This window comes from Cryobacterium sp. MP_3.1, from assembly GCF_035984795.1.
Lineage (GTDB): Bacteria > Actinomycetota > Actinomycetes > Actinomycetales > Microbacteriaceae > Cryobacterium > Cryobacterium zongtaii.
In genome coordinates, this window is record NZ_JAXCHV010000001.1 from 88,242 (window position 1) to 106,152 (window position 17,911).

Annotated in this window: 18 protein-coding genes; 10 read left to right on the forward strand and 8 right to left on the reverse strand. The window is 66.8% G+C overall.

Features of this window, described 5'->3' with window-relative positions; translation table 11 throughout:
* Positions 1–6: 6 nt before the first annotated feature.
* From qcrA to ctaE, 3 genes are read right to left on the reverse strand one after another with little or no spacing between them, the layout of a single operon-like run.
* Complete coding sequence (gene qcrA / locus RCH12_RS00410; RefSeq protein ID WP_088456183.1) at positions 7–1,080, reverse strand: cytochrome bc1 complex Rieske iron-sulfur subunit; 1,074 nt, start codon at positions 1,078–1,080, stop codon at positions 7–9.
* 53 nt (positions 1,081–1,133) lie between these two features.
* A complete protein-coding gene (gene qcrC / locus RCH12_RS00415; RefSeq protein WP_103431814.1) occupies positions 1,134–1,946 on the reverse strand; it encodes a cytochrome bc1 complex diheme cytochrome c subunit in 813 nt (270 codons plus the stop codon).
* Between the two features lie 24 nt (positions 1,947–1,970).
* The gene (gene ctaE, locus RCH12_RS00420) at positions 1,971–2,600 is read right to left on the reverse strand and encodes an aa3-type cytochrome oxidase subunit III (protein WP_370289929.1); all 630 of its coding nucleotides are present in this window, start codon (positions 2,598–2,600) and stop codon (positions 1,971–1,973) included.
* Positions 2,601–2,742: 142 nt separating this feature from the next.
* Here ctaE and trpD point away from each other — a divergent pair, with 142 nt between their 5' ends.
* Entirely contained in the window at positions 2,743–3,795 is a 1,053-nt protein-coding gene (gene trpD, locus RCH12_RS00425) for an anthranilate phosphoribosyltransferase (protein ID WP_327015731.1), read from the forward strand.
* A gap of 25 nt (positions 3,796–3,820) precedes the next feature.
* Here the strand turns inward: trpD and glpK are convergent, their stop codons facing one another.
* Both glpK and RCH12_RS00435 read right to left on the reverse strand, forming a co-directional pair.
* Positions 3,821–5,335 (reverse strand): glycerol kinase GlpK, encoded by a 1,515-nt coding sequence (gene glpK / locus RCH12_RS00430; protein ID WP_088456187.1) that lies wholly within the window; start codon positions 5,333–5,335, stop codon positions 3,821–3,823.
* A 120-nt stretch (positions 5,336–5,455) separates the two neighbouring features.
* Positions 5,456–6,169 carry an MIP/aquaporin family protein gene (locus tag RCH12_RS00435; RefSeq protein ID WP_241990371.1) on the reverse strand — a complete coding sequence of 238 codons (714 nt, stop codon included), beginning with the start codon at positions 6,167–6,169 and terminating at the stop codon, positions 5,456–5,458.
* Positions 6,170–6,450: 281 nt separating this feature from the next.
* Between RCH12_RS00435 and dhaK the strand changes: the two genes are divergently transcribed.
* The 4 genes from dhaK to RCH12_RS00455 are packed head-to-tail and all read left to right on the forward strand — an operon-like array spanning position 6,451 to position 9,221.
* Positions 6,451–7,452 carry a dihydroxyacetone kinase subunit DhaK gene (gene dhaK / locus RCH12_RS00440; RefSeq protein WP_327015732.1) on the forward strand — a complete coding sequence of 334 codons (1,002 nt, stop codon included), beginning with the start codon at positions 6,451–6,453 and terminating at the stop codon, positions 7,450–7,452.
* A 10-nt stretch (positions 7,453–7,462) separates the two neighbouring features.
* Complete coding sequence (dhaL, locus tag RCH12_RS00445; RefSeq protein WP_088456190.1) at positions 7,463–8,101, forward strand: dihydroxyacetone kinase subunit DhaL; 639 nt, start codon at positions 7,463–7,465, stop codon at positions 8,099–8,101.
* A 2-nt stretch (positions 8,102–8,103) separates the two neighbouring features.
* The gene (dhaM, locus tag RCH12_RS00450; protein WP_327015733.1) at positions 8,104–8,847 is read left to right on the forward strand and encodes a dihydroxyacetone kinase phosphoryl donor subunit DhaM; all 744 of its coding nucleotides are present in this window, start codon (positions 8,104–8,106) and stop codon (positions 8,845–8,847) included.
* Positions 8,848–8,900: 53 nt separating this feature from the next.
* The gene (locus RCH12_RS00455; RefSeq protein ID WP_327015734.1) at positions 8,901–9,221 is read left to right on the forward strand and encodes a hypothetical protein; all 321 of its coding nucleotides are present in this window, start codon (positions 8,901–8,903) and stop codon (positions 9,219–9,221) included.
* Between the two features lie 373 nt (positions 9,222–9,594).
* On the opposite strand, the gene RCH12_RS00460 is transcribed toward RCH12_RS00455, so the two are convergent.
* Positions 9,595–11,982, reverse strand: a complete 2,388-nt coding sequence (locus RCH12_RS00460) for an excinuclease ABC subunit UvrA (protein ID WP_327015735.1) — start codon at positions 11,980–11,982, stop codon at positions 9,595–9,597.
* Positions 11,983–12,120: 138 nt separating this feature from the next.
* On the opposite strand from RCH12_RS00460, the gene RCH12_RS00465 reads away from it, so the two are divergent.
* Positions 12,121–12,717, forward strand: a complete 597-nt coding sequence (locus RCH12_RS00465) for an HdeD family acid-resistance protein (RefSeq protein ID WP_327015736.1) — start codon at positions 12,121–12,123, stop codon at positions 12,715–12,717.
* A gap of 20 nt (positions 12,718–12,737) precedes the next feature.
* Here the strand turns inward: RCH12_RS00465 and RCH12_RS00470 are convergent, their stop codons facing one another.
* A complete protein-coding gene (locus RCH12_RS00470) occupies positions 12,738–13,496 on the reverse strand; it encodes an SDR family oxidoreductase (RefSeq protein WP_088456194.1) in 759 nt (252 codons plus the stop codon).
* 93 nt (positions 13,497–13,589) lie between these two features.
* On the opposite strand from RCH12_RS00470, the gene RCH12_RS00475 reads away from it, so the two are divergent.
* The 4 genes from RCH12_RS00475 (at position 13,590) to RCH12_RS00490 (ending at position 16,259) form a co-directional block, all read left to right on the forward strand.
* Positions 13,590–14,060, forward strand: coding sequence for an NfeD family protein (locus tag RCH12_RS00475; protein ID WP_327015737.1), 471 nt, complete (start codon positions 13,590–13,592; stop codon positions 14,058–14,060).
* A gap of 1 nt (position 14,061) precedes the next feature.
* Positions 14,062–15,036 (forward strand): SPFH domain-containing protein, encoded by a 975-nt coding sequence (locus RCH12_RS00480; RefSeq protein ID WP_327015738.1) that lies wholly within the window; start codon positions 14,062–14,064, stop codon positions 15,034–15,036.
* On the forward strand, positions 15,026–15,778 hold the full coding sequence (locus RCH12_RS00485; protein WP_327015739.1) for a glycerophosphodiester phosphodiesterase family protein: 753 nt from the start codon (positions 15,026–15,028) through the stop codon (positions 15,776–15,778). The genes RCH12_RS00480 and RCH12_RS00485 overlap by 11 nt, the downstream gene beginning before the upstream one ends.
* 118 nt (positions 15,779–15,896) lie before the next feature.
* Complete coding sequence (locus RCH12_RS00490; RefSeq protein ID WP_088456196.1) at positions 15,897–16,259, forward strand: RNA polymerase-binding protein RbpA; 363 nt, start codon at positions 15,897–15,899, stop codon at positions 16,257–16,259.
* A 49-nt stretch (positions 16,260–16,308) separates the two neighbouring features.
* On the opposite strand, the gene lnt is transcribed toward RCH12_RS00490, so the two are convergent.
* Positions 16,309–17,910 carry an apolipoprotein N-acyltransferase gene (gene lnt / locus RCH12_RS00495; RefSeq protein WP_327015740.1) on the reverse strand — a complete coding sequence of 534 codons (1,602 nt, stop codon included), beginning with the start codon at positions 17,908–17,910 and terminating at the stop codon, positions 16,309–16,311.
* Position 17,911 lies beyond the last annotated feature (1 nt).

The following is a 17,911-nucleotide window of genomic DNA, read 5'->3' on the forward strand; positions in this document are numbered from 1 at the left end:
TGGTACTCACTGTCGCTCCCAAAAGCTCGGTCCGACCGGTTCAAGGAAATCGCTCTGCGCGATGAGGTACCCCTCGGAGTCCACGGCGATGGGCAGCTGCGGAAGGGCTCGTTTGGCGGGTCCGAAGATGACTTTCGCCTGGTCGGCCACGTTGAACTGTGACTGGTGGCAGGGGCAGAGGAGGTGGTGCGTCTGCTGTTCGTACAGGCCGACGGGGCAGCCGACGTGTGTGCAGATCTTGGAGTACGCGACGATCCCGTCGTAGGACCAGCTGGCCCGCTCGGGAGTTTCGATGAGATCCTCGGGCTTCATGCGCACGAGGATCACCACAGCCTTGGCCTTCTCTTCGAGACGGCCGTGCTCAAGATCCATCAGGCCCTCGGGGATCACCGCGAACGACGAACCCAGGGTGACGTCTGAGGCCTTGATCGGCGCACCGGACGGGTCCAGGGCCAGCCTGGTGCCCTTCTCCCACATGGTCTGCTTGAGGAGGGCGACGGGATCCTGGTCCATCGGGGCGAGCCCGCGGAACAGAACGACGGCGGGGAGCGGGAAGACCACGAGGGCCCCGATGAGGCTGTTGCGAATCACGGCGCGTCGGCCGATGCCGGACTCCGTGTTGGCTTCCTGGAAGATCTCGACCGCGCGGGCGCGGGTCTCGTCGCTGCCCCGGACCGGGTGACGCTCGTCCACGCCCTCCTCGTCGTGCATCAGCGCCTTGCCCCAGTGCACCGCACCGATGCCCAGCGCCAGCAGCGCCAACGCGAGCCCGATCCCGATGAACAGGTTGTTCAGCCGCACGGAGCCCGGGTCCTCGGGGACGATCGGGAAGATGATGTACGCCGCGATGGCGAAGATGCTGCCGACGATCGACAGGTAGAACAGGGTGTACACCGTGCGCTCGGCGCGCTTCTCGGCGCGCGGGTCGAGGTCGGTGATCCGGGGACGGTGCGGCGGGAAGCCGGGGTTGGCCACGGCGTCGCGGGCGACGACGGCGGTGCCGACGGCGGCCGTGACGTGCTCGACACTCGAGGAGTCGGCAGCGGTCAGATCCTTTCCGCTGGTCTCATCGCTGGCCATTGTTCTCCTTCGTGGGCGCTGTCTGTGCTGGGTGTGTCATTGCCGGTTGCCGATCAATTCGATTTCGCCGTGATCCACACGGTCAGGGCCACGATGGCACCCAGACCGAAGATCCAGAGGAAGAGGCCTTCGGACACCGGTCCGAGGGATCCGAGGGCGAATCCACCCGGCGACGGGTTGTTCTCGATGTACTTGAGGTAGGTGATGATGTCGCGCTTGTCTTCCGGCGAGACGTTCATGTCGTTGAACACCGGCATGTTCTGCGGGCCGGTGATCATGGCCTCGTAGATGTGCTGCGGGGTGACGCCGTCCAGCGCGGGAGCGTACTTGCCCTCGGTGAGCGCGCCGCCTGCTCCGGCGACGTTGTGGCACATGGCGCAGTTGATCCGGAACAGCTCGGCGCCGGCGGCGGCGTCGCCCTCGGCATCCAGGTATTCGGCTTCGGGGATGGCGGGGCCGGGGGCGAGGGATGCGACATAGGCGACGAGAGCCGCGGTCTGCTCCTCGGTGAACTGCACAGGCTTGACGATGGCCTGCGGGCCGTTGGCCTGCATGGGCATGCGCCCGGTGCCGACCTGGAAGTCGACGGACGCGGCGCCCACTCCGATCAGGCTGGGACCGGTGCCGGTTCCGTCGGCGCTGAGGCCGTGGCAGGTCGCGCAGTTCGCGGCGAAGAGCTTCTCGCCCTCGCTGACGGTCTGCTGCGACGCCGTTTCGGTCTGCGCGGTGGCCGTGCTGGTGCTGATCATCGCGTACGCGCCGCCGGTGAAGAGCAGGCCGATCGCGATCAGGGCGACGCTGGCCAGAGGGCTGCGCCGACCGGTGCGACGGGTGCGGCCGTTGGTAGGTTTCTGAGTCCTGGGCATACTGTGTGTGTCCGCTCCTGCTTGTTATTTAAGAACGTAGATGACCAGGAAGAGCCCGATCCACACGACGTCGACGAAATGCCAGTAGTACGAGACCACGATGGCGCTGGTGGCTTCCTTGTGACCGAAGTTCTTGACCGCGAAACCGCGACCGATCACGAGGAGGAAGGCAATGAGTCCGGCGGTCACGTGGATGCCGTGGAATCCGGTGGTGAGGTAGAACGCCGAGCCGTAGGCGTTGGACGCGAGGGTGACGCCCTCCGACACGAGGGTCGCGTACTCGAGGACCTGGCCGGAGACGAAGATGGCGCCGAGGGCATAGGTGAGGAAGAACCACTCGACCATGCCCCACTGGCTGGGCTTCCACCCGGTGGACCTGGCCTGCAGGCGCTCGGCAGCGAAGACGCCGAACTGGCAGGTGATCGAGGAGGAGACCAGGATCAGGGTGTTCACCAGGGCGAAGACGAAGTTGTGTTTTTCCGTCTCGAACTGCCACAGCTCCGGGGAGGTGGACCGCAACGTGAAGTAGATGGCGAAGAGGCCAGCGAAGAACATGACCTCACTGCCCAGCCAGACAATGGTGCCAACCGCCACGCTGTTGGGCCTGTTAACTACGGGAATGGTCGCCCGGGGAGTAATTGAGGTCGTCGTCACTATTCCATTATGACCGATTCCTCCACAGGTTTTTCTCAAGGTGAAGTGCCATAAGACCCTAATGTGAAAATTGGTATCCCCAACCGAGGCCTGACGACGCCGAAATACCGGTCGGGGGAGCGCCGGCGCTTAAGATTGGGCCATGCTCGAATCCCAGTCTTGGCCCGCCGTTCTTGATGCCCTCCTGCGTAGAGAGGACCTGAGCGTCGCCGATGCGGCGTGGAGCATGGAACGCATCATGCTCGGCGAGGCCAGCCCGGCTCAGCTGGCCGGATTCCTGGTGGCTTTGCGCGCCAAGGGCGAGACGGTCGATGAAATCGTCGGTTTCCGCGACGCGATCCTCGACCACGCGGTTCCGCTGAACGTCGACTCGATGGGGCTGGACATCGTCGGCACCGGGGGAGACCGGTTCGGGACCGTGAACGTCTCGACCATGGCGTCGATAGTGTGCGCGGCAACCGGTGTGCCGGTGATCAAACACGGGAATCGGGCGGCCAGTTCGGCATCGGGTTCGTCGGACGTGCTTGCGGCGCTGGGCATCGACCTGACCCTGTCGGCCGGCGCCGTGGCCTCGATTCTGGCGGCCACCGGCATCACCTTCGCCTATGCTGCCGCGTTCCACCCCGGTTTCCGGCATGCCGCCGCCGTTCGGTCCGAGCTGGGTATCCCCACGGTGTTCAACTTCCTCGGCCCTCTCGTCAACCCGGCCCGGCCGGAAGCTTCCGCCGTCGGTGTGGCCAACCTCGACAGGGTTCCTCTGTTCGTCGGGGTGTTCCAGACCCGCGGAGCGTCGGCGCTGGTGTTCCGCGGCGACGATGGCCTCGACGAACTCACCACGACCGGGCACAGCCACGTGTGGGAGGTGTCCAGGGGTCTGGTCACCGAGCACGACATCGACCCGCGCGATCTCGGCATCCCGCGGGCGACCATGAGCCAGCTGATCGGCGGTTCGCCGGAACACAACGCGGCAGTGGTGCACTCGGTCCTCGCCGGAGAGCAGGGACCGGTGCGGGACATCGTGCTGCTGAACGCGGCAGCGGGCCTGGTCGCCTACGACCTCGCCCACGATCCCGCTCAGTCCCAGGTCAGCATCCTTGACCGGTTCCGGGCGAAACTTGCCGTGGCCGCGCAGGCCGTCGACTCCGGCGCGGGAACCGCGAAACTCGCCGACTGGGTGCAGGCCAGCCGCGCCTGACCTGCACCACTGGGCGGTCTGACGGTTAGAGCACGTCCTCGTCGACCCAGTCGAAGGTCTTGGTGACGGCCTTCTTCCAGTTCCGCAGCTGCCGGGCGCTCTCGTCTGCGCTCAGCTTCGGTGTCCAGCGGCTGTCTTCCTGCCAGTTCGACCGCAGCTCGTCCAGGGTGCTCCAGAAGCCCACGGCCAGGCCTGCCGCGTACGCGGCGCCGAGCGCGGTGGTCTCCGCGACAACCGGGCGGATCACCGGCACACCGATGATGTCGGCCTGGAACTGCATCAGCAGGTTGTTCTTGATCATTCCGCCGTCGACCTTGAGCTCGGTCAGCGGCACCCCGGAGTCCGCGTTGACCGCGTCGAGGACCTCGCGGGTCTGGAAGGCCGTGGCCTCCAGCGCCGCCCGGGCGATGTGGCCCTTGTTCACGAACCGGGTCAGGCCCACCAGGGCGCCGCGCGCATCCGAACGCCAGTACGGTGCGAAGAGGCCGCTGAACGCCGGCACGAAGTAGGCGCCGCCGTTGTCATCGACCGTGGCGGCCAGGGTCTCGATCTCCTCAGACGACGTGATCATGCCCAGGTTGTCGCGCAGCCACTGCACCAGGGCGCCGGTGACGGCTATCGACCCCTCCAGCGCGTAGTGCGGTTCGGCGTCGCCGAGCTTGTAGCCCAGGGTGGTGAGCAGGCCGTTCTTGGAGTGGATGATGTCGGTGCCGGTGTTGAAGATCAGGAAGTTACCGGTGCCGTAGGTGTTCTTGGCCTCGCCCTGGTCGAACGCGGCCTGGCCGAAGGTGGCGGCCTGCTGGTCACCGAGGATGCCCGCGATGGGCACCTCGCGCAGCAGGCTGTGCTCGTTGACGGTGCCGTAGACCTCGCTGGAGGACTTGATTTCCGGCATCATCGACTTCGGTACGTTGAAGATACTCAGAATCTCGTCATCCCACTGCAGCGTCTCCAGGTCCATGAACAGGGTGCGACTGGCGTTGGTGACGTCGGTGGCGTGCACGCCGCCCTCCAGGCCGCCGGTCAGGTTCCAGAGCACCCAGGAGTCGGTGGTGCCGAACATCAGGTCGCCGGCGTCCGCCTTCGCCCGCGCTCCCTCCACGTTCTCGAGGATCCAGACGATCTTGGTGCCGGAGAAGTAGGTCGCCAGCGGCAGGCCCACCTTCTGCTTGAAGCGTTCCACGCCGCCGTCGGCGGCGAGACGGTCGACGATGGGCTGGGTGCGGGTGTCCTGCCAGACGATGGCGTTGTAGACCGGCTTGCCGGTGGTGCGGTCCCAGACCACGGCGGTCTCGCGCTGGTTGGTGATGCCGACAGCGGAGATGTCGTGCCGGGTGAGGTTGGCCTTGGAGAGCGCCTGGCCGATCACCTCTCGGGTGTTGTCCCAGATCTCCATCGGGTTGTGCTCGACCCAGCCGGCGCGGGGGAAGATCTGCTCGTGTTCGAGTTGTCCGGTCGAGACGATGGACCCCGAGTGGTCGAAGATGATGGCGCGAGAACTCGTGGTGCCCTGGTCGATGGCGAGTACGTACTTAGCCATGGTGTACCTCCTTGTACGTTGCATGATGGCTTGAACAGACTATAAAACCGTGTGGCGGTTTTCAGGTGGAGTGGTGCACAGCGAAGCAGGCCGGTCCGGGGAGGGACCGGCCTGCCACGGTCATACCATGGGCAGCCAGACCAGCGATGCCCAGCCCGCCAGGACTCCGCCGATGACGGGTCCGACCACGGGGACCCAGGAATAGGCCCAGTCCGAGGACCCCTTGCCCTTGATCGGCAGGATGAAGTGCGCGATCCGGGGGCCCAGGTCACGGGCGGGGTTGATGGCGTATCCGGTCGGGCCACCGAGTGAGACGCCGATGACCAGAACGAGGAGGGCGACGGGCAGGGCGGCTACGGCCCCCACGTCACCGGACTGGCCCCAACCACCGAAGGCGAACACGACGAAGACCAGGACGAAGGTGCCGATGATCTCGGTGACGAGGTTCCAGCCGTAGGAACGGATGGCCGGCCCGGTCGAGAAGGTACCGAGCTTGTTCGCCGGTTCCGGTTCCTCGTCGTAGTGCTGCTTGTACGCCAGCCAGACCACCACGGCGCCGAGGAAGGCGCCGAGGAACTCGCCGGCCAGATACACGAGCGTCGACAGGAAGTTCACCGGGACGTCCGCAGCGCCGCCGAAGGTGTCGGAGCCCGATGCGACGATGCCGAGGGTGACGGCCGGGTTGAGGTGGCCACCGGAGTTGTACGCGACGACCACGCCGACGAAGACCGCGAAGGCCCAGCCGATGGTCACCATCAGGAAGCCACCGCCGAAGCCCTTGTTCTTCGTCAGGGCCACGTTCGCCACGACACCACAACCGAGGAGGGTGAGCATCCCTGTGCCCAGCACCTCCGACAAAAACACTAGACCGATATTGTCCACGATGACCTTTCTCGTAGTAGCGAGATGCCGGCAGTACCGGAGCAATCCCTTCGCGGTGAGCGATTTCGCAGTCACCATAGCGCGGGCGGGGCGTGAGCGAAATAGTCCCGATGGGCTGCATCATCTGCCTCTTACCGAGACCGGTGGCAGCGCGTAGGTTGGGCACGGAGCACAGTTGCGTGCCCGGCGCTCTAGCCTGCGCCGATCGATCCCGACGAAACGAAGGAATGGTCATGAAAAAGCTTGTCAACGACCCGAAGAACGTTGTCGACGAAGCCGTCGCAGGTTTCGGTGCCGCGCACGCGGATATCGTGCGAGTCTCGCTGGATCCGGTGTTCATCGTGCGGGCAGACGCTCCGGTGGCCGGCAAGGTCGGCATCGTCAGCGGTGGCGGCAGCGGGCACGAGCCTCTGCACGGTGGATTCGTCGGGTCGGGCATGCTGGACGCCGCGGTGCCCGGCGCTGTGTTCACCTCGCCGACACCCGACCCGATCCTGGCCGCGACGAAGGCCGTCGACGGGGGAGCGGGGGTGCTGCACATCGTGAAGAACTACACCGGCGACGTGCTGAACTTCGAGACCGCGGCCGATCTGGCCGAGGCCGATGAGATCGAGGTGCGCACGGTGATCGTCAACGATGACGTCGCCGTGAAGGACTCGCTGTACACCGCTGGGCGCAGGGGAGTGGCTGGCACCGTGCTCGTGGAGAAGATCGCCGGTGCGGCCGCCGAACGCGGTGATGACCTGACGACCGTGGCGACCGTCGCCGAGAAGGTGATCGGCCAGGTGCGCTCCATGGGCGTGGCACTGACCCCCTGCGTCGTGCCGCACGCCGGCGAGCCGAGCTTCACCCTGGCCGACGACGAGATCGAGATCGGCATCGGCATCCACGGTGAGCCCGGGCGCGAGCGGATCAAGCTCGAACCTGCCGACGCCATCGTCGACCGGATCCTCGGTCCGATCCTGGACGACATCCCCTACGCATCCGGAGACAAGGTTCTGCTCTTCGTCAACGGAATGGGCGGGACGCCCCAGGTTGAGCTGTACATTGTATTCCGACGGGCCGCCGAAGTTCTCGCCGAACGAGGCATCGAGGTGACTCGCACGCTCGTCGGCAATTTCACAACATCACTGGAGATGCAGGGCATGTCGATCACGATTCTCAAGCTCGACGATGAGTTGACCGCCCTGTGGGATGCTCCGGTGCACACAGCCGCACTGCGGTGGGGAAAGTAGGGAAGACCGAATGAGCGTAGACGTCGCATGGGCCCAGGCCTGGATCAGGAGCAGCGCAAAGGTTCTCTCCGAGCACCGCGCAGAGCTGAACACCCTCGACCGCGAGATCGGCGACGGTGATCACGGCGAGAACATGGACAGGGGCTTCCAGGCCGTCCTGCCCAAGCTCGACGCGCTGGCCGACGCTGCCACGCCCGGCGAACTGCTCAAGACTCTCGCGGCGACGCTCATTTCCACCGTCGGTGGTGCGGCCGGTCCGCTCTACGGCACGGCGTACCTCAAGGCCGCCGGCGCCGTGAGCGGGGCCGCCGAACTGGATGGCCCGGCCGTCGTCGCCCTGCTGACGGCCGGGCGGGACGGCATCGTCCTGCGCGGTAAGGCCGAATCCGGTGACAAGACGATGGTGGATGCCTGGACCCCGGCAGTGGAGGCGGCCGTCGAGGCCGAAGCCGCCGGGGCCAGCCCCAGCCTGATCCTGGCCGCCGCCGCTGACGCGGCCGAGGCCGGTGCCGTCGCGACCGAACCCTGGGTCGCCCGCAAGGGGCGGGCGAGTTACCTGGGGGAGCGGGCCATCGGCCATCGTGACCCCGGCGCCCAGTCGACGGCGCTCATCCTGCGCTGCGGCGCCGATGCGGCCGCACAGTCCTGATCGTGGCTGACTCTAACGACGCTGACCAGAGCGTGGCAGCGGCCCGCGTCGGTGTGGTGTTCGTCTCACACAGCGTCGAGATAGCGTCCGGTCTGGTGACGCTGGCCCGTCAGATGGCCCCTCACGTCGCCTTGGTGGCCGCGGGCGGAATGGACGACGGCGGCATCGGCACCAGCTTCGACAAAATCGCGGCAGGCATCGAGGAGGCCGACCACGGCGGCGGCGTCGTGCTGCTCTGCGACCTGGGCTCGGCCATCCTGACCGCGGAAACCGCGGTGGACTTCCTCGACGACGACGACGTGCGGGCACGGGTGCGCATCGCCGACGCACCGCTCGTGGAGGGCGGCGTGTCTGCCGCCGTGGCCGCCGAGATCGGGGGAGACCTCGCGGCTGTGCTGGCGGCGGCCGAGTCGGCCGGTGGCGTCGGGTCGGCGCCGGCAGGTGCTGCGCCGCCCGCACCGGACGCAGCCGCAACCGACGACCTGCCGCAACCGGTCAGCCGCACGGTGACCTTGCGGAACCGGGACGGGCTGCACGCCAGACCGGCGGCCGACTTCGTGAAGCTCGCCAGCCAATTCGACGCTGAAGTGTCCGTGAACGGCAAGGACGCGCACAGCCTGCTGGGCATCATGTCGCTCGGATTGACCCGGGGGATGAGCGTGGAGATCTCCGGACCCGACGAACGATCGCGGGCGGCGGTCGACGCCCTGGCCGAGTTGATCGAGACCGGCTTCGGCGAAGAGTAGTCCCGCGCTGCCGCTGGCTGGCTGGGCGCGCTGCAGGGGCGTACGCTGTGGCCATGGTCCAGAATGAGAAATCCTCGGCCCAGGCTCACCGCACGGGCGCCAACCGCTTGTTCGACTGGGTAGAAGACCGACTCCGGCCCGCCTTCGACTCGCCGCCCGTCGGCACCTACGACGCGGCCGAGACGACCGGGCTGGCCCAGTGCCCGGTGTGCGGCCGGCCGATGACCGAGCACACCATCGAGCACTCGGCGCATGACACCGTGTTGAACTGCCCGGTCCCGCACCCCGGAGCCTGGGACCGGGATGCTTTCGAGCCGGTGAATGAGTACGGCATGGTGATCCGTCGTCGCCCGGACGAGGGCGTACCGGAGTGAGTCTGCGCAGACTGCGACCGCTGGTGGCGGTCGTCACGCGGATCGCCGACGAGATGTGAAACCCTCAACCCGAGAGTGATTCTCGGTACGATCTCCGCTTGTTGACATAATGTGCATTATCGGTCATATCCTGAGGACGGGAAATCAGGGTCGGTCCTCGTCGATCCAGCGGTGGAAACCCTCCGGCTGGATCCCCATCACTGCCCGCTCGGGTCGCCTCGGCAGGGTTTTCGATCGCACGCCAGTCACGGCACGAGAGCGTACGGAAACCCGACGGCACCGCAGGAACGGCGCCGGTTGCACCGGTCGTCGCACCCCTTCTGGCTGAAACGGCTCGGCCCGGCCAAACGCGTATTATGTCAAGAAAATCGGCTCAGTCGCCGACGTACGCCGCCAGATGCTGGCCGGTGAGGGTGGAACGTGCGGCGACAAGGTCTGCCGGAGTTCCCTCGAAAACGATCCGGCCGCCGTCACGACCGGCCCCGGGACCCAGGTCGATGATCCAGTCGGCGTGGGCCATCACCGCCTGGTGGTGTTCAACGACGATGACAGTCTTGCCCGCATCGACCAGCCTGTCCAGCAGGCCGAGAAGCTGTTCGACGTCAGCGAGGTGCAGGCCCGTCGTCGGCTCGTCGAGCACGTACACGCCGCCCTTTTCCGACAGATGCATGGCCAGCTTCAGCCGCTGCCGCTCTCCCCCGGACAGCGTCGACAGCGTCTGGCCCAGGCTGAGGTAGCCGAGCCCCACGTCGGCCAGACCGACGACAATGGCGTGCGCGGCCGGGATCCGGGCCTCACCGGCGCCGAAGAACGCCACGGCCTCGGTGACAGACATCGCGAGAACCTCGCTGATATCCCGGCCGCCGAGCCGGTACTCCAGCACGGATGCGTCGAACCGCTTGCCCTCACACACCTCGCAGGTGGTCGAGACCGTCGCCATCGGGCCCAGGTCGGTGAAGATCACGCCGGCGCCGTTGCAATTCGGGCAGGCGCCCTCGGAGTTGGAGCTGAACAGGGCCGGCTTGACACCGTTGGCCTTTGCGAAGGCCTTGCGAATAGGTTCGAGCATTCCCGTGTAGGTGGCCGGGTTGCTCCGGCGTGAGCCGCGGATCGCACCCTGGTCGACCGATACCACGCCCGCGCCGGCGGGGATCGACCCGTGCACCAGCGAGCTCTTGCCCGAACCGGCCACGCCGGTGATGACCACGAGCACCCCGAGCGGGATGTCCACGTCGACGTCCTCGAGGTTGTGCTCCGTCGCGCCACGGATCTCCAGGGCGCCGGTGGGTGTGCGCACGCCCGTCTTCACCCTCGCGCGGTAGTCGAGGTGGCGGCCGGTGAGGGTGTCGCTGGCCCGGAGGCCCTCAAGGGTGCCCTCGAAGCAGACCGATCCGCCCGCCGTGCCGGCGCCGGGGCCGAGGTCGATGATGTGATCTGCGATGGCGATCATCTCCGGCTTGTGCTCCACCACGAGCACGGTGTTGCCCTTGTCCCGCAGGCGCAGGAGCAACTCGTTCATCCGCTGGATGTCATGCGGGTGCAGGCCGATGGTGGGTTCGTCGAAGACATAGGTGACGTCGGTGAGTGACGAGCCAAGGTGCCGGATCAGCTTGGTACGCTGCGCCTCTCCCCCGGACAGGGTGCCGGCCGGCCGGTCGAGCGACAGATAGCCCAGGCCGATCTCGGTGAACGAATCGAACAGGTGCTGCAAAGCCGCCAGCAGCGGGGCCACCGACGGGTCGTGAATGGTGCGCACCCACGCGGCGAGGTCACTGATCTGCATGGCGCAGGCATCCGCGATGTTGACGCCGTCGATGCGGGACGACCTGGCACCCTCGCTGAGACGAGTGCCACCGCAGTCCGGGCAGGTCGCGAAGGTGACGGCGCGGTCCACGAAGGCGCGAATGTGCGGCTGCATCGCCTCACGGTCCTTGGCCAGGAACGACTTCTGCACCTTGGGGATCAGGCCCTCGTAGGTCATGTTGATATCGCCGACCTTCACCTTGACCGGCTCCCTGTACAGGAAGTCGTGCCGTTCCTTCGTGGTGTAGTCACGGATCGGCTTGTCGGGGTTGAGGAAGCCGGAGCCCGTGAAGATCTTGACGCCCCAGCCTTCGGCGGTGTAACCGGGAATGGTGAGCGCACCCTCGTTCAGCGACTTGGATTCGTCGTACAGCTGGGTCAGGTCGATGTCGTTCACGGTGCCCATACCCTCGCAGCGCGGGCACATTCCGCCGGTGATGCTGAAGCTGCGCCGTTCCTTGGTCGTGGTGCCGCCCCGCTCGATGGTGACGGCGCCGGCGCCGGAGATGGATGCGACGTTGAAGGAGAACGCCTGCGGCGAGCCGAGGTGCGGCTGGCCGAGCCGGCTGAACAGGATGCGCAGCAGCGCGTTGGCGTCGGTGGCGGTGCCGACCGTGGACCGGGCGTTGGCGCCCATCCGTTCCTGGTCGACGATGATCGCGGTGGTCAATCCGCTGAGCAGGTCCACATCCGGTCGGGCCAGCGACGGCATGAAGCCCTGCAGGAAGGTGCTGTAGGTCTCGTTGATCATCCGCTGGGACTCCGCGGCGATGGTGCTGAACACCAGTGAGCTCTTGCCGGAGCCGGAGACGCCGGTGAACACGGTCAGGCGGCGTTTGGGGATCTCGACGCTGATGTCCTTGAGGTTGTTCTCCCGGGCGCCCTGCACCCGGATCAGGTCGTGGCTGTCCGCAACCTGGTTGGACGACGACGGGGCCGTCGGGGCTGAAGCGTTCATCGTGTCTCCAAGAATGGGTGCCGGGACTGCAGTCGACCAGCTTCGAGCATACGTGAGGATCGCCATGGTCACCGGGCAGTTCGGGTGTCGGGTCGACGGTGCGTAGCCGTGGGAGCGGCATCGGATTAGGTTGGCGCCATGCCCAACACCGTCGGACCCACCAGCGCAGTCTTCGCCATCGCCATCGACCCTCGGCAGCTGAGCGCCCGAGAGATAAGCGGCATCCGGGTGGCCTTCGCGGTCAGTGCCCTGGTTGCCATCGCCATCGGGGCGATCCTGCTGGTCTGGACCGAGGCCACTCTCACGGTCATCGCGGTATTGTTCGGGCTCTATTTCGTGATCAGCGGTGTCGTCAGGATCGCGCGCGGGGTGGCCAGGACCGGGTCGGCCGCCGGCGGCCGGGTGCTCAATATAGTTCTCGGGGTGCTGGTGCTGATCCTGGGCATCCTGGCGCTCCGGAACCCCGAGGGGTCGTTGGCCGTTCTCGGACTGGTCGTCGGCATCGTCTGGATCGTCGAGGGCGTGGCGGCGTTGGTGGAGTACACCACGGACTCCAGCCGCTGGCCCGGAATCCTGCTCGGCGTCGTCGGCGTCCTGGCGGGCCTGATCGTGCTGTTCGCCCCGGTGCAGACCATCGGCGTGCTCGTCACGATCGGCGGCATCATGCTGATCATCTCGGGACTGGTTCAGCTGGTGCGCGCGTTCACCTTCGGGCGCGGCGTCAGTACTGGGTAACTGCCGGGTGAGCGACGGGACTAGCTGGTGAAGTCGGAGGTGTCGCCGACGTAGCGGGTGTTGTTCGCCGGGACGGGCTCGACGGCGGCCAGCACGATCTCCGCGGCGAACTCGCTGACGTTGTACAGCTTGCCGGCAGAATCCTGGCGGGCGCTGATGGCACCGGGATTCGCGCGCTCGAGCAGGACCGCCGTGATGGTGCCCTGGATCATGTCACCGGAGACGACGACAAAACCGATGCCGGCCTCGGCCAGTTCGGGGATGACGGCGCGGAGCGCGTCCTCGCCGGCACGCTTGCTGCGGGCCACCGGCTCGTAAACGGCCACGTTCGACGCGGTGTCGACGAAATGCGCCTGGTGGCTGGTGATGAAGACCACGCGGGCGCCGTCGCTGAGCAGCGGCACGGCCGCGGTGAGCAGGTTGACCTGGGCGTCCCGGTTCAACTGCATGGCGTAGTCCTCGGCCATGCCGGACTCCATGCCTCCAGAGGCATTCATCACGAGGATATCGAGTCCGCCGTATTCGGCGCGGATGGTGTCGAACATGGCCGAGACGGATTCCGCGTCGGTGAGGTCAGCGGCCACGGTGATGGCGGTTCCGCCGGCGGCGCGGATGGCGTCGGCCAGCTTGGTGGCGCGCGCTTCCTTGTTGCGGTAGTTGATGACGACCTTCGCGCCGGCTTCGGCGAAGTAGGCGACGGTGTCGGCTCCGATCCCCCGGGACGAGCCCGTGACGAGGATGCGCTTTCCCGAGAGGCTGCCGGGCTGGAGGGGATTCATCGTAGGTGTGCTCACGGTGATAAACACTACCAACATGCCCAACACCTCCAAGTGCTAGCGTCATCTGCAAGCGACGCTAAGAGGGGCGACGACATGGTGGATTTGACGGACTACCTGTGGATCGTATGGCTGGTCTTCATCCTGGTCTGCGTCATCATCGAGCTGCTCACCCTGGATTTCACCTTCCTGATGATCGCCGTCGGCAGTCTCGCCGGGCTGGGAGCGAACCTGCTCGGCTGGGACTGGTGGGTGCAGATCCTCGTCGCCGGGGCCGTCTCGGTACTGCTGTTGCTGCTCATCCGCCCGGTGCTCTTGCGCCTGATGGCCAAGAGCGCGGCGGCGGTGCCACCGAGCAACGTGGCCGCGCTGATCGGCATGGGCGGGCGGGTGTCCTCCACCATCGCCGAACTGGGCGGCCTGGTCAGGCTCGACAACGGCGAGACCTGGACGGCCCGCCTCTCCCCCGACCGGACCCAGACCCGTATCGATCCCGGTGAGCGGGTCCTGGTGTCGGCCATCGAAGGCTCCACAGCTGTTGTCGTCCCCGACGAAAGGACCGATTGACGTGCCGAATCTTGATCAACTCCTGCTCCAGATCTTCGTTGTGGTCCTCATCATCGTCGTTCTGGTCTTCGTTGTGGTGGTTCTTGTGCGCACCATCCGCATCATCCCGCAGGCCAGTGCCGGTGTCGTCGAACGCCTCGGCAAATACCACAAGACCTTGATGCCCGGCCTCAACATCCTGGTGCCGTTCATCGACCGGGTGCGGCCGCTCATCGACATGCGCGAACAGGTGGTGTCCTTTCCCCCGCAGCCGGTGATCACCGAGGACAACCTGGTGGTATCGATCGACACCGTCGTCTACTTCCAGGTGACGGATGCCCGCGCCGCGACCTATGAGATCGCCAACTACCTCGGCGCGGTCGAGCAGCTGACCACGACCACACTGCGCAACGTGGTCGGCGGACTCAACCTCGAAGAGGCTCTGACCAGCCGGGACAACATCAACGGGCAACTGCGGATCGTGCTGGACGAGGCCACCGGGAAGTGGGGCATCCGGGTCGGTCGGGTGGAGCTGAAGGCCATCGACCCGCCGCACTCGATCCAGGACTCGATGGAGAAGCAGATGCGTGCCGAACGAGACCGCCGGGCTCTGATCCTCACGGCCGAGGGCACCAAGCAGTCCGCCATCCTCACGGCGGAGGGCGCGCGTCAGGCCTCGATCCTGCAGGCGGAAGGCCAGGCCAAGGCCGCCGTGCTGCGGGCCCAGGGAGAGGCGGAGGCCATCACCACGGTCTTCAAAGCCATCCACGACGGCGACCCCGACCCGAAGCTCCTCGCCTACCAGTATCTGCAGACCCTGCCCAAGCTGGCAGACGGCACGGCGAACAAGCTCTGGATCGTGCCCAGCGAGCTGACCGAGGCGATGAAGGGGATCGGTCGGGCCTTCGGCCCGAATCCGGTTGCCGGCTCCCACCCGACTGCCGCCGACGCAGCCGGGATCAGCCCAGAGACACCGGGACCCGAACGTGAACGCTGACCTGCCGACGTTCCTGTCCCCGCCAGGGCCGCGGATCCTCGCGCACCGGGGCCTGAGCACGCAGGCGCCGGAAAACACCCTGCTGGCTTTCCTGCAGGCCATCGTCGGCGGGGCGACGCACCTCGAAACCGATGTGCACGCCAGCAGCGACGGCGTCGCCGTGATCAGCCACGACCCCGTCCTGCCCAATGACGGCCCGGCCGTGAACGCTCTCACGATGGCCCAGCTCAGCCGGGTCGACCTCGGCGCGGGCCAGACCTATTGCTCACTCGCGGAGGCGTTGGCCGCCTTCCCGGACGCCAGGTTCAACATCGACGTCAAGTCCGCCGACGCCGTGCTTCCGGCCGCGCGCGCCATCCGGGCGGCCGCGGCATCCCGCCGGGTGCTCCTCACCTCGTTTTCTGAGAGCCGGCGACGTCGGGTGCTCCGCGCCGTCCCCGGCGCGGCGACGTCGGCGTCTGCCCAGGGAATCGCCCTGATGCTGGCCGCGGTCGGCCTCCGGCAGCACTGGGCGCTCCCCCGCATCCTGCGCGGAGTCCACGCCATCCAGGTGCCGGTTCGGGCCGGACGGCTGCGCATCGTCACCCCGCGGGTGATCAACCGGATGCATGCCATCGGCGTGGAGGTGCACGTGTGGACCGTCAACGACCCGGCCGTGATGGCCCGGCTGTTGGCGCTCGGGGTGGACGGTCTCGTCACCGACCGCTGCGACCTCGCCGCCCATGTGGTCGCCCGGCGGTGAAACCGTCTGCGACGAACGGCGGTTTCTGAGAGATCCCCGCGAGATCAGCGGTAACGGAAAGATAACGCACAGCTTGATGGTTTAGAACTATGAATGCATCGCGAGAGGAGACCACACGATGGCAGATCGTAGTTTGCGTGGCATGAGGTTGGGTTCACAGAGCCTGCAGAGCGAAGAGGGCGTGACCTTTTCCCCACGCGTGAGTCACACGTACTTGTGTGCGACGTGCGAACGCGAGACGGTGATGATTTTCTCCGCCGAAGCCGAGGCACCAGATGAGTGGGAGTGCCGTTTCTGCTCCCAGACCGCAACCCGGTTGGTTGATTCGAAGCCCGTGGTCGTCGACCACTCCGACGAAAAGATCGCCCGCACCCACTGGGACATGCTCCTGGAGCGTCGCACCCGGGCCGAGCTCGAAGAGCTGCTGGAGGAACGCCTCGCGGTCCTGCGTCAGCGTCGGGGTCAAAAAGTCGGCGCGTAACCGGCTCAGCGGGCAGCCTGGCTCCCGCACACACACCTGACGGCGTCGGCTAACCCCGGCGCCGTTTGCGTATCTTCGCGCGGTCGGCGACAACCGGCACCGGCGCCAACCGGGGGCCGGCATCGGAGAGACCCAGGGCTCTGGCCGACACGACGCAGAACAGCAGCCCCGCCAGGCCGAGGCCGGACACGAACCACTCCAGGGGCCGGCCCGCCGACATCGCCGGTGTGGTCGACACGCTCAGCGGAACGGTTTGGATCATCGCACCGGGCACCCAGGTGGGCAGGCTGTCAAGTGTCTCACCGTCCGGCGTGATGATCGCGCTCGTTCCGACGGTCGAAATGTTCACCACCGTGCGTCCGGCCTCAATGGCTCGGAGCCTCGCGATCGCCAGCTGCTGCACCGACTCGTCCGTGCGACCGAAGTCGGCGTTGTTGGTCTGGGCCAGGATGATCTCGGCGTCGTCGTCGATCATCTCGTGCACGAGCTGGTCGTCGGCGATGTCGAAGCAGATGGCGATGCCCGCGATGATGCCGTCGATGTCGAAGACATTGTCCCGAGTGCCGATCTCGTAGTCCCGGGACACCAGGTCGATCAGATCGGGCGCAAACGGTCGCCAGAAGGCCCGGTCCGGCATGTACTCCGCGAACGGGACCGGGTGCACCTTGTCGTAGAGGTCGACGGCGCCGTCGTCGGCCTTCCAGAGCAACGAGGTGTTGTAGAACTTGCCGTCCCGCTCGGTGATGGTTCCCGCGATCAGCGGAGCGTCCATGGCCCGGCTGATGTAGTCCGCCACGCGGGCCGATTCCGTCGAGCGGAGCGGGTCGACGTCGATGCCGTTCTCCGGCCAGACGACGAAGTCGACAGGTTCGCCCACCAGCGGCAGGGTCGCCGAGACGTGGTCGTTGAGGATCTGGCCGGGTTCATTCTGCGCAAACAGGCCGGCGTCGGAGGCGCCCTGCACCGCCGCGATACGTGCGGTCCCGCTTTGCAGGGTCGGCCAGGCAGGGAACGCCAAGAGCACGGCCACCGCGGCCACCGCGATCGCAGACCTGACGCCGACGCGAACCCCGGGCTCCCGGCACAGCTGCACGGCCAGGGCGCTGAGCCAGACCATCACAAAACTGAGACCGGACATGCCCACCCAGGCGATGAGCCCGTTGAACGGGCTCTCGGATTGTGAGATCGCGATGCGGCCCCAGGCGAAACCACCGTACGGCCACACCGCGGAAATCGCTTCCCGAGCCGTCCACAACCCGGCGACGACGACCGGCAGCACACCGATCCGGCCGGCGACGGACGGCCAGACCCGGGGGCCGACGTTCAGCACCACCCCGGTGAGCGCCAGGCCGACCGCGAAGAAGAGCGCCTCGAGCCCAGCCAGGGCCAGCCAGGGCACCGGGCCGAGGTACAGAGTGAGCCAGCTGATGTGGATGAGCCAGAACGACAGGCCGGCCACCAAGCCGACCAGCAGGCCCGTCCAGGGCCCACGCCCGAGCAGCGCCAGGAACATCAGCGCCGCACCGACGGGGGCCAGGATCCACCAGGACCGATCCGGGAACCCGGCGTCCATGATCGCGCCGGCGCCGGCGGCCAGCAGAATCGCCGCCCACAGGGGCAGGCCGGTGCGTCGGAGTATGCCGGTGTTCACT

What these genes read in the sequence shown, in the direction of transcription:
- qcrA (WP_088456183.1), bottom strand. Translation starts at nt 1,080, where the DNA reads ATGGCCAGCGATGAGACCAGCGGAAAGGATCTGACCGCTGCCGACTCC.
- qcrC (WP_103431814.1), bottom strand. Translation starts at nt 1,946, where the DNA reads ATGCCCAGGACTCAGAAACCTACCAACGGCCGCACCCGTCGCACCGGT.
- trpD (WP_327015731.1), top strand. Translation starts at nt 2,743, where the DNA reads ATGCTCGAATCCCAGTCTTGGCCCGCCGTTCTTGATGCCCTCCTGCGT.
- glpK (WP_088456187.1), bottom strand. Translation starts at nt 5,335, where the DNA reads ATGGCTAAGTACGTACTCGCCATCGACCAGGGCACCACGAGTTCTCGC.
- RCH12_RS00435 (WP_241990371.1), bottom strand. Translation starts at nt 6,169, where the DNA reads ATGCTCACCCTCCTCGGTTGTGGTGTCGTGGCGAACGTGGCCCTGACG.
- dhaK (WP_327015732.1), top strand. Translation starts at nt 6,451, where the DNA reads ATGAAAAAGCTTGTCAACGACCCGAAGAACGTTGTCGACGAAGCCGTC.
- dhaL (WP_088456190.1), top strand. Translation starts at nt 7,463, where the DNA reads ATGAGCGTAGACGTCGCATGGGCCCAGGCCTGGATCAGGAGCAGCGCA.
- RCH12_RS00455 (WP_327015734.1), top strand. Translation starts at nt 8,901, where the DNA reads ATGGTCCAGAATGAGAAATCCTCGGCCCAGGCTCACCGCACGGGCGCC.
- RCH12_RS00460 (WP_327015735.1), bottom strand. Translation starts at nt 11,982, where the DNA reads ATGAACGCTTCAGCCCCGACGGCCCCGTCGTCGTCCAACCAGGTTGCG.
- RCH12_RS00465 (WP_327015736.1), top strand. Translation starts at nt 12,121, where the DNA reads ATGCCCAACACCGTCGGACCCACCAGCGCAGTCTTCGCCATCGCCATC.
- RCH12_RS00470 (WP_088456194.1), bottom strand. Translation starts at nt 13,496, where the DNA reads ATGAATCCCCTCCAGCCCGGCAGCCTCTCGGGAAAGCGCATCCTCGTC.
- RCH12_RS00475 (WP_327015737.1), top strand. Translation starts at nt 13,590, where the DNA reads ATGGTGGATTTGACGGACTACCTGTGGATCGTATGGCTGGTCTTCATC.
- RCH12_RS00490 (WP_088456196.1), top strand. Translation starts at nt 15,897, where the DNA reads ATGGCAGATCGTAGTTTGCGTGGCATGAGGTTGGGTTCACAGAGCCTG.